Origin of the sequence: Pseudomonas sp. JS425 (assembly GCF_018223845.1) — a bacterium.
GTDB lineage: Bacteria > Pseudomonadota > Gammaproteobacteria > Pseudomonadales > Pseudomonadaceae > Aquipseudomonas > Aquipseudomonas asiatica.
In genome coordinates, this window is sequence record NZ_CP073661.1 from 5,842,581 (window position 1) to 5,857,547 (window position 14,967).

Below are 14,967 nucleotides of genomic sequence, written 5' to 3' on the forward strand. Positions count from 1 at the left end.
CCCGCCGAGCCCGAACCTGCCCCGCTGAACGAAATGTGGATCGAAAAAGGCACCCCCGCCTTCATGAAGACCGTGCTGGCGCTATTCAGCGGCGGCTTCGCCACCTTCGCCCTGCTGTACTGCGTGCAGCCGATGATGCCGTTGCTGTCGAAGGAATTTGCCATCAATGCGGCGCAGAGCAGCCTGGTGCTGTCGGTCTCCACAGCCATGCTGGCGTTCGGCCTGCTGATCACCGGCCCTATCTCCGACCGCATCGGGCGCAAGCTGGTGATGGTGTTTGCCCTGGTATGCGCCGCCCTTTCCACCCTGGCCAGCGCGGTGATGCCGAGCTGGGAGCTGGTACTGGCCACCCGCGCCTTGGTCGGCCTGTCGCTGAGCGGCCTGGCGGCGGTGGCGATGACCTACCTGAGCGAAGAGATCCACCCGCAGCACATTGGCCTGGCCATGGGCCTGTACATCGGCGGCAACGCCATTGGCGGCATGAGCGGGCGCCTGATCACCGGCGTGCTGATCGATTTCGTCAGCTGGCACACGGCGATGCTGACCATCGGCGGCCTGGCCCTGGTGGCGGCGCTGGTGTTCTGGAAGGTGCTGCCCGAATCGCGCAATTTCCACCCGCAGGCGATGAACCCACGAAGCCTGCTGGATGGCTTCGTCATGCACTTCAAGGATGCCGGACTACCCTGGTTGTTCCTCGAAGCCTTCCTGCTGATGGGCGCCTTCGTCACCCTGTTCAACTACATCGGCTACCGCCTGCTGGCCGAGCCCTATCACATGAACCAGGCGCTGGTCGGCTTGCTGTCAGTGGTGTACCTGTCTGGCATCTACAGCTCGGCGCAGGTCGGCGCGCTGGCTGACAAACTGGGCCGGCGCAAGGTGTTCTGGGCCAGTATCGTGGTGATGGCGGGCGGTTTGCTGATGACCCTGGCCAGCCCGCTGGTGATGGTGATCCTCGGTATGCTGGTGTTCACCTTCGGCTTTTTTGGCGCGCACTCGGTGGCCAGCAGCTGGATCGGCCGCAGGGCTTTGAAGGCCAAGGGACAGGCGTCGTCGTTGTACCTGTTCAGCTATTACGCAGGGTCGAGTGTGGCCGGTACGGCGGGCGGGGTGTTCTGGCACCAGTGGGGCTGGAATGGCATCGGGCTGTTCATTGGCGGCCTGCTGGCGGTGGCGTTGCTGGTGGCGCTGCACCTGAGCAGGCTACCACCGAAAACTGCTTGAGGCCCATTCGCGGGTAAACCCGCTCCCACAGGGACCGCGTTGGAAATAAGGGAAGCGCCGTACCTGTGGGAGCGGGTTCACCCGTGAAGAGGCCAGCGGATCAGTTGATGATCTCGACCATATCCACATCCACCTCCCGGCTCATCAGGTGCTTCTCCACCTCACCGGTCAGCTTGACCTTGGTCTTGTCGTTGAACGGCGTCGGTGGCAAGTCTTCATCATCGATTTCCACGGTGATGGTGCCGGTGTTGTCCTTGAACTCGTACTTGTCGTCGTTGTTGATCTTCTTGGTCACGAAGCCTTGCAGCACCACTGGAGTGTCGTCGGCAGCATCGTTGGCCGCAGCTACGGTGGTGACCGACTGGGCGCCAGGGCCGGTGTAGCCGGCAGCCAGGGCGGCAGTGCTGAACAAGGGGGCAAGAATCATCGCAATGTAACGTGCTTTCATGAGGATCAGGTCCTGTTTCGGTTTCGATGGGACCAGATTAACGACGATCGCTGAATTAAAACTTAATGAACAAAAAGCCCGACACATGGCCGGGCTTCGTGTTCAGCGATCGACTCACTGATGGTATTGCGCCGACAGCTCATGCACGGCGTTGATGAACACGCCAGCGTGCTCCGGGTCGACTTCCGGTGTGATGCCGTGGCCCAGGTTGAACACATGGCCCGTGCCGTGGCCATAGCTGGCCAGGATACGCGCCACTTCCTTGCGGATGGCCTCGGGCTTGGCGTACAGCACGGTCGGGTCCATGTTGCCCTGCAGCGCAACCTTGTCACCCACGCGGCGGCGGGCATCGCCGATCTCGCAGGTCCAGTCCAGGCCCAGCGCGTCGGCGCCGGCTTCAGCGATGCTTTCCAGCCACAGGCCGCCGTTCTTGGTGAACAGGATCACCGGCACCTTGCGCCCTTCGTGCTCGCGAATCAGGCCGCTGACGATCTTGCGCATGTAGGCCAGGGAGAACTCCTGGTAAGCGGCCGCCGACAGGTTGCCGCCCCAGGTGTCGAAAATCTGCACGGCCTGGGCACCAGCGAGGATCTGGCCGTTGAGGTAGCTGGTGACCGACTGGGCCAGCTTGTCCAGCAGCAGGTGCAGGGCCTGCGGATTGTCGTAGGCCATGGCCTTGGTCTTGCGGAAGTCCTTCGACGAGCCGCCTTCGACCATGTAGGTGGCCAGGGTCCACGGGCTGCCGGAGAAGCCGATCAGCGGCACGCGGCCGTTGAGCTCACGGCGGATGGTGCTGACCGCGTCCATCACGTAGCCGAGGTCTTTCTGCGGGTCGGGGATTGGCAGCGCCTCGATGTCAGCCGGGGTGCTGACGACTTTCTTGAAGCGCGGGCCTTCGCCGCTTTCGAAGTACAGGCCCAGGCCCATGGCATCGGGGATGGTGAGGATGTCCGAGAACAGGATCGCCGCGTCCAGCGGGTAGCGGTCCAGCGGCTGCAGGGTGACCTCGCAGGCGAACTGCGGGTTCATGCACAGGCTCATGAAGTCACCGGCCTTGGCGCGGCTGGCGCGGTACTCCGGCAGGTAGCGGCCGGCCTGGCGCATCATCCACACCGGGGTGACGTCTACGGGTTGCTTGAGAAGTGCACGCAGGAAACGATCGTTCTTCAGGGCAGTCATGTCGGCATCCGGAAAAATAGTGCGGGCATTTTCTCAGACGCCAGCGCAAAAGGCACGGTCAAGGCCATGCGTTTTGTCTATTGGATGCCATGGATCAAGGGTTTTTGTATACAAAAATGCCGTTGGGGCTGCTTTGCAGCCCGTCGCGACACAAGGCCGCTCCTACAGGAAGTACGCGATCCCCTGTAGGAGCGGCCTTGTGTCGCGATGGGCCGCGAAGCGGCCCCGACAATCAATCAGACTTCCAGGTAGTCCAGAATGCCTTCAGCAGCAGTACGCCCTTCGAAGATAGCCGTCACCACCAGGTCCGACCCACGCACCATGTCGCCACCGGCAAACACTTTCGGGTTGCTGGTCTGGTGCTTGAACTTGCCTTTCTCCGGTGCAACCACGCGGCCCTGGCTGTCCAGTTGGATGCCATGCTGCTCGAACCAAGGCGCCGGGCTTGGGCGGAAGCCGAAGGCGATGACCACGGCATCGGCCGGCAGAATCTCTTCAGACCCCGGGATCGGTTCCGGGCTGCGGCGGCCACGGGCGTCCGGTTCGCCGAGACGGGTCTCGACCACCTTCACGCCTTCGACCTTGTCCTCGCCGACAATGGCGATAGGCTGGCGGTTGTAGAGGAACTTCACGCCCTCTTCCTTGGCGTTCTTCACCTCACGACGCGAACCCGGCATGTTGGCCTCGTCACGGCGATAGGCGCAGGTCACCGATTTGGCGCCCTGGCGGATCGAGGTGCGGTTGCAGTCCATCGCGGTGTCACCACCGCCCAGTACCACCACCTTCTTGCCCTGCATGTCGACGAAGTCTTCCGGCGACTTCTCGAAGCCCAGGTTGCGGTTGACGTTGGCGATCAGGAAGTCGAGCGCGTCATGCACGCCCGGCAGGTCCTCGCCCGGGAAGCCGCCCTTCATGTAGGTGTAGGTACCCATGCCCATGAATACCGCGTCGTACTCGGCGAGCAGTTGCTCCATGGTCACGTCCTTGCCCACCTCGGTGTTCAGGCGGAACTCGATGCCCATGCCGGTGAACACTTCACGGCGGTTGCTGAGCACGGTCTTTTCCAGCTTGAACTCGGGAATACCGAAGGTCAGCAGGCCGCCGATTTCCGGGTTGCGGTCGAACACCACCGGGGTCACGCCGGCACGTACCAATACGTCGGCACAGCCCAGGCCGGCCGGGCCGGCACCGATGATGGCAACGCGCTTGCCGGTTGGCTTGACCTTGGACATGTCCGGGCGCCAGCCCATGGCGAAGGCGGTGTCGGTGATGTACTTCTCCACCGAGCCGATGGTCACCGCACCGAAGCCGTCGTTCAGGGTGCAGGCACCCTCGCACAGGCGGTCCTGCGGGCATACGCGGCCGCACACTTCCGGCAGGGTATTGGTCTGGTGCGACAGCTCCGCCGCAGCCAGGATGTTGCCTTCGGAAACCAGCTTCAGCCAGTTGGGGATGAAGTTGTGTACCGGGCACTTCCATTCGCAATACGGGTTACCGCAGCCCAGGCAGCGGTGTGCCTGCTCCACGGACTGCTGCGGCTTGAACGGCTCGTAGATTTCCACGAACTCCTTCTTGCGCTGGCGCAGCAGCTTTTTCTTCGGGTCCTTGCGGCCCACTTCGATGAACTGGAAGTCGTTGTTCAGACGTTCAGCCATTTTTCAAAACCTCTTTACCGCAGTTGCCAGCCTCAGGCTGCAAGCTGCAAGACGATCACTTGAGCACGACGGGCCCCGCGCACGGGGCCGTCACTTGCAGCTGTTGTTACTGCGGGTTGGCACGGGTGCTGGACAGCAGTTGCTTCAGGTTGGCTGCCTTCGGCTTGACCAGCCAGAAGCGCCGCACGTAGTCGTCCAGGTTCTCCGAGAGCTCACGCCCCCACTCGCTGCCGGTCTCTTCCACGTACTCGGCAAGGACCCGCGCCAGGTGGCTGCGGTAGGCCTCCATCGCTTCACCACTGATACGCTGGATTTCCACCAGCTCATGGTTGAGCTTGTCAACGAAGGTATTGTCCATGTCGAGCACGTAGGCGAAGCCGCCAGTCATGCCAGAACCGAAGTTGTAACCGGTCTTGCCCAGCACACAGACAAAGCCGCCGGTCATGTACTCACAGCAGTGATCGCCAGTGCCCTCGACAACAGCGTGGGCGCCGGAGTTACGTACAGCGAAGCGCTCGCCAGCAGTACCGGCGGCGAACAGCTTGCCGCCAGTGGCGCCGTACAGGCAGGTGTTGCCGACGATGGCGCTGTGCTGGGTTTCGAAAGGGCTGCCGGCTGGCGGCACGATGGTGACCTTGCCACCGGTCATGCCCTTGCCGACGTAGTCGTTGGCATCGCCTTCCAGGTGCAGGTTCAGGCCACCAGCGTTCCACACGCCGAAGCTCTGGCCCGCAGTGCCCTTGAAGCGGAAGGTGATCGGTGCCGCGGCCATGCCCTGGTTGCCGTGCAGGCGGGCGATTTCACCCGAGACCCGCGCACCGATGGAGCGGTCGCAGTTGCAGATGTCGAGGCTGAACTCGCCACCGGCCTGGTCGCGGATGGCCGGCATGGCCATTTCCACCATCTTCTCGGCCAGCTCGCCCTGGTCGAACGGCGGGTTCTTGTCGACTTCGCAGAACTGCGGCTTGTCAGCCGGGATGTGCGAGCTGCCCAGCAGCGGCGTCAGGTCCAGGTACTGCTGGCGCTCGGTGTCGCCTGGCAGCACGTCGAGCAGGTCGGTACGGCCGATCAGCTCGCCGAGGCTGCGTACGCCCAGCTTGGCCAGCCACTCACGGGTTTCTTCGGCGACGAAGGTGAAGAAGTTGATCACCATGTCGACGGTGCCGATGTAGTGATCCTTGCGCAGCTTGTCGTTCTGGGTGGCCACGCCGGTAGCGCAGTTGTTCAGGTGGCAGATGCGCAGGTACTTGCAGCCCAGTGCGATCATCGGCGCGGTACCGAAGCCGAAGCTTTCGGCGCCGAGGATGGCTGCCTTGATCACGTCCAGGCCAGTCTTCAGGCCACCGTCGGTCTGTACCCGTACCTTGCCGCGCAGGTCGTTGCCGCGCAGGGTCTGGTGGGTCTCGGCCAGGCCCAGCTCCCATGGGGCGCCGGCGTACTTGATCGAGGTCAGCGGCGAAGCACCGGTACCACCGTCGTAGCCGGAGATGGTGATCAGGTCGGCATAGGCCTTGGCCACACCGGCGGCGATGGTGCCGACGCCGGCTTCTGCCACCAGCTTGACCGAAACCAGGGCCTGCGGGTTGACCTGCTTGAGGTCGTAGATCAGCTGGGCCAGGTCTTCGATCGAGTAGATGTCGTGGTGCGGCGGTGGCGAGATCAGGGTCACGCCCGGTACCGCGTAACGCAGCTTGGCGATCAGGCCGTTGACCTTGCCGCCTGGCAGCTGGCCGCCTTCACCGGGCTTGGCGCCCTGGGCAACCTTGATCTGCAACACTTCGGCGTTGACCAGGTACTCCGGGGTCACGCCAAAGCGGCCGGTGGCCACCTGCTTGATCTTCGAGCTCTTGATGGTGCCGTAGCGCGCCGGGTCTTCACCGCCCTCGCCAGAGTTGGAACGCGCGCCCAGGCGGTTCATCGCCTCGGCCAGCGCTTCGTGAGCCTCCGGCGACAGTGCACCCAGCGAAATACCGGCGGAGTCGAAGCGTTTGAGGATCGCCTCCAGCGGCTCGATCTGCTCCAGCGGCAGCGGCTGGTCAGCCACTTTCACCTTCAGCAGGTCGCGGATCATCGACACCGGACGCTGGTCGACCAGCGTGGTGTATTCCTTGAACTTGGCATAGTCGCCCTGCTGCACGGCAGCCTGCAGGGTGTTGACCACATCCGGGTTGTAGGCGTGGTACTCGCCACCGTGAACGAACTTCAACAGGCCGCCTTGCTGGATCGGCTTGCGCGCGCTCCAGGCTTCGGCTGCCAGCAGCTTCTGGTCGCTTTCCAGGTCTGCGAAACGCGCACCCTTGATGCGGCTGGAAACGCCCTTGAAGCTCAGGCCGACCACTTCCTCGGACAGGCCGATGGCTTCGAACAACTGCGCGCCACGGTACGAGGCGATGGTGGAGATACCCATCTTCGACAGGATCTTCAGCAGGCCCTTGGAGATGCCCTTGCGGTAGTACTTGAAGACTTCGTCCAGGTCGCCCAGCACTTCGCCGGTACGAATCAGGTCAGCCAGCACTTCATAGGCCAGGTACGGGTAAACGGCCGAGGCACCGAAGCCCAGCAGCACGGCGAAGTGGTGCGGGTCGCGGGCGGTGGCGGTTTCCACCAGGATGTTGCTGTCGCAACGCAGGCCCTGTTCGGTCAGGCGGTGGTGTACCGCACCAACGGCCAGCGAGGCGTGCACCGGCAGCTTGCCAGGGGCAATGTAGCGGTCGCTCAGCACCAGCTGGGTCTTGCCAGCGCGCACTGCTTCTTCAGCCTGGTCGGCAATGTTGCGGATGGCCGCTTCCAGGCCGACGCTCTCTTCATAGTTGAGGTCGATCAGCTGGCGGTCGAAACCTTCGCGCTCCAGGTTCATCAGCGAACGCCACTTGGCGGGCGAGATGACCGGCGAGCTGAGGATTACCCGCGAAGCGTGCTCGGGGGATTCCTGGAAGATGTTGCGTTCGGCGCCCAGGCAGATTTCCAGGGACATGACGATCGCTTCGCGCAGCGGGTCGATCGGCGGGTTGGTCACCTGGGCGAACTGCTGGCGGAAGAAGTCGTACGGCGAACGCACGCGCTGCGACAGAACGGCCATCGGCGTGTCGTCACCCATCGAGCCGACTGCTTCCTGGCCCTGCTCGCCGAGCGGGCGCAGGACCTGGTCACGCTCTTCGAAGGTGACCTGGAACATCTTCATGTACTGCTTGAGCTGGTCGGCGTCGTAGCTGGCCACGCCCTGGTCATCGGTCAGCGTCGCCTGGATGCGCGTGGCGTGCTGACGCAGCCAGCGCTTGTACGGGTGGCGCGACTTCAGGCGGTTGTCGATGGCGTCGGTGTCGAGGATCTGGCCGGTTTCGGTGTCCACGGCGAAGATCTGGCCTGGGCCAACGCGGCCCTTGGCGATGACGTCCTCGGGCTTGTAGTCCCATACGCCGATTTCCGACGCCAGGGTGATGTAGCCGTTCTTGGTGGTCACCCAGCGCGCCGGGCGCAGGCCGTTACGGTCGAGCAGGCACACCGCATGGCGGCCTTCGGTCATTACGATACCGGCCGGGCCATCCCACGGCTCCATGTGCATGGAGTTGTATTCGTAGAAGGCGCGCAGGTCGGCGTCCATGGTCTCGACGTTCTGCCAGGCTGGCGGTACCAGCATGCGCACGCCACGGAACAGGTCGATGCCACCAGTGACCATCAGCTCCAGCATGTTGTCCATGCTAGAGGAGTCGGAGCCGACGCGGTTGACCAGCGGGCCGAGCTCCTCGAGGTCGGGGATCAGGTCGTTGGCGAACTTGGTGCGACGGGCCATGGCCCAGTTGCGGTTGCCGGTGATGGTGTTGATCTCGCCGTTGTGGGCGAGGAAGCGGAACGGCTGCGCCAGCGGCCATTTCGGCAGGGTGTTGGTGGAGAAGCGCTGGTGGAACACGCAGATCGCGGTTTGCAGGCGCTCGTCACCCAGGTCCGGGTAGAAGGCCGCGAGATCGCGCGGCATCATCAGGCCTTTGTAGATGATGGTCTTGTGCGAGAAGCTGCAGATGTAGTGGTCGGCGTCGTGGGCGTTGGCCACGGAGGAACGGCGACGGGCACTGAACAGCTTGATGGCGAATTCCTGGTCGCTCAGGCCTTCACCGCCGATGAACACCTGCTCGATCTGTGGCAGGCGCTCAAGGGCCAGGCGGCCGAGCACGCTGGTATCGATCGGCACCTTGCGCCAGCCGACCAGTTTCAGGCCAGCAGCGAGGATTTCGCGGTCCATGTTGGCGCGGGCGGCTTCCGCTTTGACCGGGTCCTGGTTGAAAAACACCATGCCGACAGCGTACTGCTTGGGCAGCTCGACGGCGAAGTGCTCCTGGGCCACGGCACGCAGGAATTGATCGGGCTTCTGCATGAGCAGACCGCAACCGTCACCGGTCTTGCCGTCGGCGTTGATACCGCCGCGGTGGGTCATGCAGGTCAGTGCCTGCATGGCGGTTTGCAGAAGGTGGTGGCTCGGTTCGCCCGTCATATGGGCGATCAGGCCAAAACCACAGTTGTCCTTGAATTCTTCGGGATGGTACAGACCTGTTTTCATAGACACATTCTCACCAGGTTCACCTCTCAACGGAGGTAAATCTCTTTTTTAACAACCACTTACCATCCACGCCGATCAAACGCCAGCTTTTTTGCGGTGGCCATGGAAAACCATTGTTGCACAGCGACAGCGATGCTCACAAATTTTCATGTCTCACCATTGAAAATTTATGTCGCAATTTTGAATGTTTTTGCGCCATGCGCCGTGATATCGGCCTGGCTCGAGTCTGAAGCGTTTCAGCCATGACTGCAAGTAAGGCTTGTGGCCGGCAGTCTGGGACAGAAAAGCCTGCCGCGTGACAACGCAGCAGGCTAGTCGAAAGTCAGTAATCGCTCAGCAACTGGGCGGCGGGGTGGTGCCGCCCGGAAGGTATCAGCGGGCCGAGGCCAGCTCTTGTTGGACGCTGGCGACGGTACGTGGCCAAGGTTTACCAGCCTGGACCTTCGCTGGCAAGTTCTTGATTGCCGCAACCGCTGCGTCGCGGTTGGCGAAGTTGCCGTAAGTGACTACGTACAGCGGCTTGCCCTGCAGGTTTTTCTTGAAGTAGCGATAGTCGCCACCTTGAGCCTTAACGAACGCCTGAGCCGAAGCCTCGGAGCTGGTACCCAGGATCTGCACCACGTAATTGCCCGGTTTCTGCCCGGCGTACCAGCCGCTGTTGCCGCTGCCACCGGCTGCCGGCTTCTCGACTGGCTTGGCGGCCGGCTTGGCCACGGCGACCTGGGTCGGTGCTGGGGCAGGCTTGGCAGGCGCAACCGGCTTGGCAGGTTGGGTTGCGACAGGTTTTGGCGCAGGCGCAACCGGCTGCGGTTGCGTCTGTACTGGCTGGGCAGGTACCGGTGCCGGGCCCGCTGGCACACCTTGCGGCGGTGCGATGGTGGTCACGGTTGGCGGCGGGTTGCCTGGCTGCAGGGCGGTATCACCGGCCGGGCTGCCCTCTTCACCCTCGCCCATGCCCGCGGCCTGGGCCAGTGGCTCGCGCATCACCGGCTGCGACTGGCCAACCAGCGGCAGCGGCATCGGCTGGGACGAACCCGAGAACTCGATGGCGGGATTGCCACCATTGGCCTGGCCCTCGCCAAGCGGCAGCTGGGCCTGGGCGGCCGGCGCTTCGGCAGGCGCCTTGTCACCTTTCTTCGGCATCAACACCGCGGCCGCAACGGCGACCACAACCACAGCGGACAGCGCGAGCACATGTTTTTTAGGCATCTTGAACCCCATGGATGGTCGCTTGGCCGTCGAGCGGCTGGCGATCATGGCTTCGATCAAAGTGTCACGGGCGACCTGGTTGATGTTGCCAGGCCAGCCGTCGGAGTTTTCATGGATATCGACGATCTGTTCACGGCTGAACACCTCGATGCCCCGGCCAGCACCTTCCAGGCGCTGCTCCAGGTACTCGCGGGTTTCTTCTTCACTGTAGGGGGCGAGTTCGATGATGTGGAAGCGTTCTTCCTCGATATTGATCTCGTCCAGCCCGGCAATCAGCGACGGCTCACCGAACAGGAACACGTGCGGGCGCCCTTCCGGTACACCCGCCGCCAATTCCAGCAACGCTTGGAGTGCCGACTCGTCGAGTTGTTCCGCATCGTCCACCAGCAAATACACTTCCTGGCCGGTCAGTGCCAGTTGCACCACCTTGGCCAGGATCGCCTGCATTTCGGCCTCGGCCACATCCAGGTTCTGTGCAACCTGGCCGAGTACGCTGGCGGCATCGCTGGCGCCACGGGCGGACACCACCACGCTCTGCACCGCCTGCTTGTTGGTACTGGCCACCAGGGCCTGGCGCAGCAGGGTCTTGCCACTGCCCAGCGGGCCGGTGACAACCAGCATCAGCTGGCTGTAGCGCGCCAGGTGATGCAGCTGGCCGAGCACGGGCTTGCGCTGGGCCGGGAAGAACTTGAAGCCGGGCACACGGGGCGCGAACGGATCATGGCTCAACTGGTAATGGTCGAGAAAGGCCTCATCGGCATGCAAACTGGTCATTGCGCTGTCACAACCTCAAAGCTGGGCCACGATCGCGCGGTAATCCGCCGACAACGTGGCCTGTAGAATCTCTTTCGGATAGTCGTCGGTCACCACGGCCTCGCCCATCTGGCGCAGCAGCACCAGACGCAGGCGGCCGTCGAGCACTTTCTTGTCGACCGCCATGTGCTCCATGAAATGCGCCGGGGTCATCTCCTGTGGTGGCACCACCGGCAAGCCTGCGTCCTGCAACAGGCGGATTCCGCGATCGCGCTCGGCCTGGTCGATCCAGCCAAGGCGCATGGACATCTCCAGAGCCATCACCGTGCCCGCCGCCACGGCTTCGCCGTGCAGCCACACGCCGTAACCCATGTGGGTCTCGATAGCATGCCCGAAGGTGTGCCCCAGGTTAAGCGTGGCGCGCACGCCAGACTCGCGCTCGTCGGCACCCACCACCGCGGCCTTGGCCGCACAGGAGCGGCGGATGGCTTCGGTCAGCGCCACCGGGTCGAGGGCACGCAGTGCCTGCATATTGTCCTCGAGCCAGGCAAGGAACGGTTTGTCGCAGATCAGTCCGTACTTGATCACTTCGGCCAGGCCTGCGGACAGCTCGCGCGACGGCAGGGTCTTGAGGCTGGTGGTGTCGATCAGCACCGCATTGGGCTGGTAGAAGGCACCGACCATGTTCTTGCCCAACGGGTGGTTGATGCCGGTCTTGCCGCCGACCGAGGAGTCGACCTGGGACAGCAAAGTGGTCGGCACCTGGATGAAGTCGACGCCGCGCTGGTAGCAGGCGGCAGCGAAGCCGGCCATGTCACCGATCACGCCGCCGCCCAGGGCAACCACGGTGGTGCGGCGGTCGTGCCGTGCAGTCAGCAGGCCATCGAAGATCAGCTGCAGGGTCTCCCAGTTCTTGTGGGCTTCGCCATCGGGCAATACCACTGGCAGCACCGAATAGGCACCCAGGGTCTTGCTCAGGCGTTCGAGATACAGGGGAGCGACGGTCTCGTTGGAAACGATGGCAACCTGCCGCCCGGCGATGTGCGGCGCCAGCAGCTCGGGCTGGTCCAGCAGGCCTTCGCCAATGTAGATCGGGTAGCTACGCTCGCCCAGGTCGACCTTTAGTGTCTGCATGTATCCCCACAATGTACTTGGGCGCGGCGCCGCTCGGGCACCTACGCGGTTACGTTGAACCTCGCCTCGGCGCTGGTGGCCGAGAATAGTCCCGGGCTAACGGGGCGGCAACTGCTGCAAGCGCTCGAGAATATCGATCACCACCATGCGTGGCGGCCGCTCGTCGGTTTCTACCACCAGGTCGGCGATCTCGCGGTAGAGCGGGTCGCGGGCTTCCAGCAGGGCGCGCAAGGTCGCCTCGGGATTGGCGGTGCGCAAAAGGGGGCGATTGCGATCACGCGCGGTGCGACCAACCTGCTGTTCGACCGAAGCATGCAGATAGATCACCCGGCCACCCTGATGCAGGGCCTTGCGGTTGGCTTCGCGCATTACCGCGCCACCGCCGGTCGCCAAGACCACGCCGTCGAGTGCGCACAGCTCGGCGATCATCGCCTGCTCGCGGTCACGGAAACCCGGCTCGCCTTCCTTGTCGAAAATCCACGGGATGTTGGCGCCGCATCGCAGTTCGATTTCCTTGTCGGAATCCTTGAACAGCAGGCGCAGCTCTTTGGCCAATAGGCGTCCGATGGTGCTTTTACCAGCACCCATGGGCCCCACAAGTATCAAATTTCGCACAGAATCAACGACTCACAGCAATCGCCTGGTCACTCATGATACGCGGAGTCAGGAAGACCAGCAGCTCGGATTTTTTCTCTTGTAATGCATCGCGTCGAAACAGCCGCCCAACATACGGCAGATCGCCGAAAAATGGCACCTTGTCGACCACATTGTTTTGCGAAGTCGAGTACACGCCACCGATCACGATCGTTTCTCCGTCCGTCACGCGAACCTTGGCATTGACCTCGTTCTTGCGGATCGGCGGTACGTTGTTCAGGGCATTGACGTAATCCGGCTCGTCCTTGGTCACCCTGACGGTCATGATCACCTTGTTGTCCGGAGTGATCTGCGGGGTCACTTCCAGCGACAACGAGGCTTCGCGGAATGCTACCGAGGTGGCGCCGCTCTTGCTGGTTTCCTGGTACGGCACCTCGGTGCCTTTGAGGATCCTGGCCGTTTCCTTGTCGGCCGTGACCACCTTGGGCTGCGAGATGATTTCGCCGTTGCCGCTCTTTTCCATGGCACTGAGTTCCAGGTCGAGCAGCACATCGCCACGCAACAGGCCCAGACCGATGCTACCGCCCACCCGCTCCACCCCGAGATCGACGAACAGATCCTTGCCCGGGCGCGGGCTCTCGACATACAGCGGCCCACCCCAGCGCACCCCCAGGCTTTTCTCGTAATCGACGTTGGCCTCGACGATACGTGCCTCGATCGCCACCTGACGCACCGGCACATCCAGCTGCGCCACCAGTTGCCTCAGCTCGGCAAGGCGGTCTGCCGGCTGGTGCACCACCAGCGTATTGGTGCGCTCATCGACACTGAGGCTGCCCCGACTGGTGAGGATGCCGTCATCCGCCAGGCTCGCCAGCAGCAGCTCTGCCAGATCGGCGGCCTTGGCGTGATGAATGGGCAACAGCTCCCGACGCAATGGCTGCAACTGTGCATCCAGCGCCTGGCCCACATGGGCATCGACAGACTGCGCGGCAAACTCCGCTGCGGGCGCCACCAGCAGCACATTGCCCTCCTGTCGCCGGGCCAAGCCCTTGGTGCGCAGCACCAGATCCAGCGCCTGGTCCCATGGAACATCCTCAAGGCGCAAAGTGACGCTACCCTGCACGGCATCGCTGGCAACCAGGTTGACACCGGCATAGTCAGCCAGCACCTGCAGCACCGAGCGCACTTCCACATCCTGGAAGTTCAGCGACAGTGGTTCACCCTGATAAGGCATTGCCGACGCCAGCGGGAACGGCAGCAGGGCTGCCAGCATCCATTTCATCAATCTTTTCATCGTCATCCGGGGCCTCCTTGCCCAGGTGCTTTGCCAGCGTGATGAACGCCGTGCGTTCATGCCACCCCCCGGCCATGAACAGCCGTTCGCGTACTTCGACCTGGGATTGATCAACTCTCGCCACCACCCCCTGGTCACGCCCGACCCGGTCCCCAGGGCGTACGCGATAGAGCCTGCCCGCCGCCATCAGCAGTGCTTCGTGTTCCGCTCCACGTGACAGGCTGCCGACCATCTCCAGTTGCGCCAAAGGCACGCCGGCCAACCCGCTGGCCGACAATCGCGTCGCTCCAGGCGCAAACGGGTCGACTGCGGGCGCTGCCGTCACGCCCCTGGCTGGCATGCGCGCTAGCATCGCAGGCTGCGGCACTGGCGCCAGCGCCTGATAGGCATCAACCCGCAACTGCAGGCGCAGCAGCCCAGGCTTGCCATCTGCTGGAGCCAGTTGCAGGTCACCACTACGCAAAACACGCGCCTGGCCCAACCAGTCACCCAGCCACTGGCGCAATGCCGCGTATCGCCCCACCACCTGTAGCTCCAGCGGCACCTGGCGGAAACCGGCCTGCTGTTCGTCTTCATGAACGTCGAAGCGCTCGATCAGCAAGCCATGCGCGTGCCCCGAAGCCGCCAGACGTTCGAGAAGGTCACTCATGCCCTCACCGGCCGCCAGGTGCCAGTGCGCCTCGCGCAAGCGTTGCTCGGCGATGGTTACCGACGCGTGGAGTTGCTCCAACTCGGCCAGTTGCACCGCGCCGGCTGAATGCTGTTCGTGCAACTCGGCGTGCCGAGCCTCCTCCTGCGCCTGCTGTTGCAGCGCTGCAGGCAGACGTATGGCACAGCCCAGGCCGAACAACGCCAAGGCCACCAGCACTGGCGCCAGCTGCCTGAAGCGGCTGGAGCTCTCGGCCATGGCCAGCCAGCCGAGCACCTG

10 protein-coding genes are annotated in these 14,967 nt (G+C 63.4%); 1 reads left to right on the forward strand and 9 read right to left on the reverse strand.

The window, feature by feature from the left end; all coding sequences use genetic code 11:
- Positions 1 to 33 precede the first annotated feature (33 nt).
- Entirely contained in the window at positions 34 to 1,221 is a 1,188-nt protein-coding gene (locus KDB76_RS26800; protein ID WP_235208052.1) for an MFS transporter, read from the forward strand.
- Between the two features lie 100 nt (positions 1,222 to 1,321).
- Here the strand turns inward: KDB76_RS26800 and KDB76_RS26805 are convergent, their stop codons facing one another.
- The 9 genes from KDB76_RS26805 to KDB76_RS26845 all read right to left on the reverse strand — a co-directional run bounded on the left by KDB76_RS26805 (position 1,322) and on the right by KDB76_RS26845 (position 14,964).
- The gene (locus tag KDB76_RS26805; protein ID WP_003257844.1) at positions 1,322 to 1,669 is read right to left on the reverse strand and encodes a NirD/YgiW/YdeI family stress tolerance protein; all 348 of its coding nucleotides are present in this window, start codon (positions 1,667 to 1,669) and stop codon (positions 1,322 to 1,324) included.
- A 114-nt stretch (positions 1,670 to 1,783) separates the two neighbouring features.
- Positions 1,784 to 2,848 carry a uroporphyrinogen decarboxylase gene (gene hemE, locus KDB76_RS26810; protein WP_013974598.1) on the reverse strand — a complete coding sequence of 355 codons (1,065 nt, stop codon included), beginning with the start codon at positions 2,846 to 2,848 and terminating at the stop codon, positions 1,784 to 1,786.
- A gap of 236 nt (positions 2,849 to 3,084) precedes the next feature.
- On the reverse strand, positions 3,085 to 4,503 hold the full coding sequence (locus KDB76_RS26815) for an FAD-dependent oxidoreductase (protein WP_013974599.1): 1,419 nt from the start codon (positions 4,501 to 4,503) through the stop codon (positions 3,085 to 3,087).
- A 106-nt stretch (positions 4,504 to 4,609) separates the two neighbouring features.
- A complete protein-coding gene (gltB, locus tag KDB76_RS26820) occupies positions 4,610 to 9,055 on the reverse strand; it encodes a glutamate synthase large subunit (protein WP_013974600.1) in 4,446 nt (1,481 codons plus the stop codon).
- A gap of 372 nt (positions 9,056 to 9,427) precedes the next feature.
- A complete protein-coding gene (locus tag KDB76_RS26825; RefSeq protein ID WP_013974601.1) occupies positions 9,428 to 11,038 on the reverse strand; it encodes an AAA family ATPase in 1,611 nt (536 codons plus the stop codon).
- Between the two features lie 15 nt (positions 11,039 to 11,053).
- Positions 11,054 to 12,151 carry a 3-dehydroquinate synthase gene (gene aroB, locus KDB76_RS26830; protein WP_013974602.1) on the reverse strand — a complete coding sequence of 366 codons (1,098 nt, stop codon included), beginning with the start codon at positions 12,149 to 12,151 and terminating at the stop codon, positions 11,054 to 11,056.
- Between the two features lie 96 nt (positions 12,152 to 12,247).
- Entirely contained in the window at positions 12,248 to 12,766 is a 519-nt protein-coding gene (gene aroK, locus KDB76_RS26835; protein WP_015272136.1) for a shikimate kinase AroK, read from the reverse strand.
- Positions 12,767 to 12,770: 4 nt separating this feature from the next.
- Positions 12,771 to 14,039, reverse strand: coding sequence for a secretin N-terminal domain-containing protein (locus KDB76_RS26840; RefSeq protein ID WP_080563829.1), 1,269 nt, complete (start codon positions 14,037 to 14,039; stop codon positions 12,771 to 12,773).
- Complete coding sequence (locus tag KDB76_RS26845) at positions 13,963 to 14,964, reverse strand: pilus assembly protein PilP (protein WP_031325416.1); 1,002 nt, start codon at positions 14,962 to 14,964, stop codon at positions 13,963 to 13,965. The genes KDB76_RS26840 and KDB76_RS26845 overlap by 77 nt, the downstream gene beginning before the upstream one ends.
- Positions 14,965 to 14,967: the final 3 nt, after the last annotated feature.

Excerpts from the sequence above, each read along its gene's own strand:
- KDB76_RS26800 (WP_235208052.1), top strand. The coding sequence starts at position 34 with ATGTGGATCGAAAAAGGCACCCCCGCCTTCATGAAGACCGTGCTGGCG.
- KDB76_RS26805 (WP_003257844.1), bottom strand. The coding sequence starts at position 1,669 with ATGAAAGCACGTTACATTGCGATGATTCTTGCCCCCTTGTTCAGCACT.
- hemE (WP_013974598.1), bottom strand. The coding sequence starts at position 2,848 with ATGACTGCCCTGAAGAACGATCGTTTCCTGCGTGCACTTCTCAAGCAA.
- KDB76_RS26815 (WP_013974599.1), bottom strand. The coding sequence starts at position 4,503 with ATGGCTGAACGTCTGAACAACGACTTCCAGTTCATCGAAGTGGGCCGC.
- gltB (WP_013974600.1), bottom strand. The coding sequence starts at position 9,055 with ATGAAAACAGGTCTGTACCATCCCGAAGAATTCAAGGACAACTGTGGT.
- KDB76_RS26825 (WP_013974601.1), bottom strand. The coding sequence starts at position 11,038 with ATGACCAGTTTGCATGCCGATGAGGCCTTTCTCGACCATTACCAGTTG.
- aroB (WP_013974602.1), bottom strand. The coding sequence starts at position 12,151 with ATGCAGACACTAAAGGTCGACCTGGGCGAGCGTAGCTACCCGATCTAC.
- KDB76_RS26840 (WP_080563829.1), bottom strand. The coding sequence starts at position 14,039 with ATGAAAAGATTGATGAAATGGATGCTGGCAGCCCTGCTGCCGTTCCCG.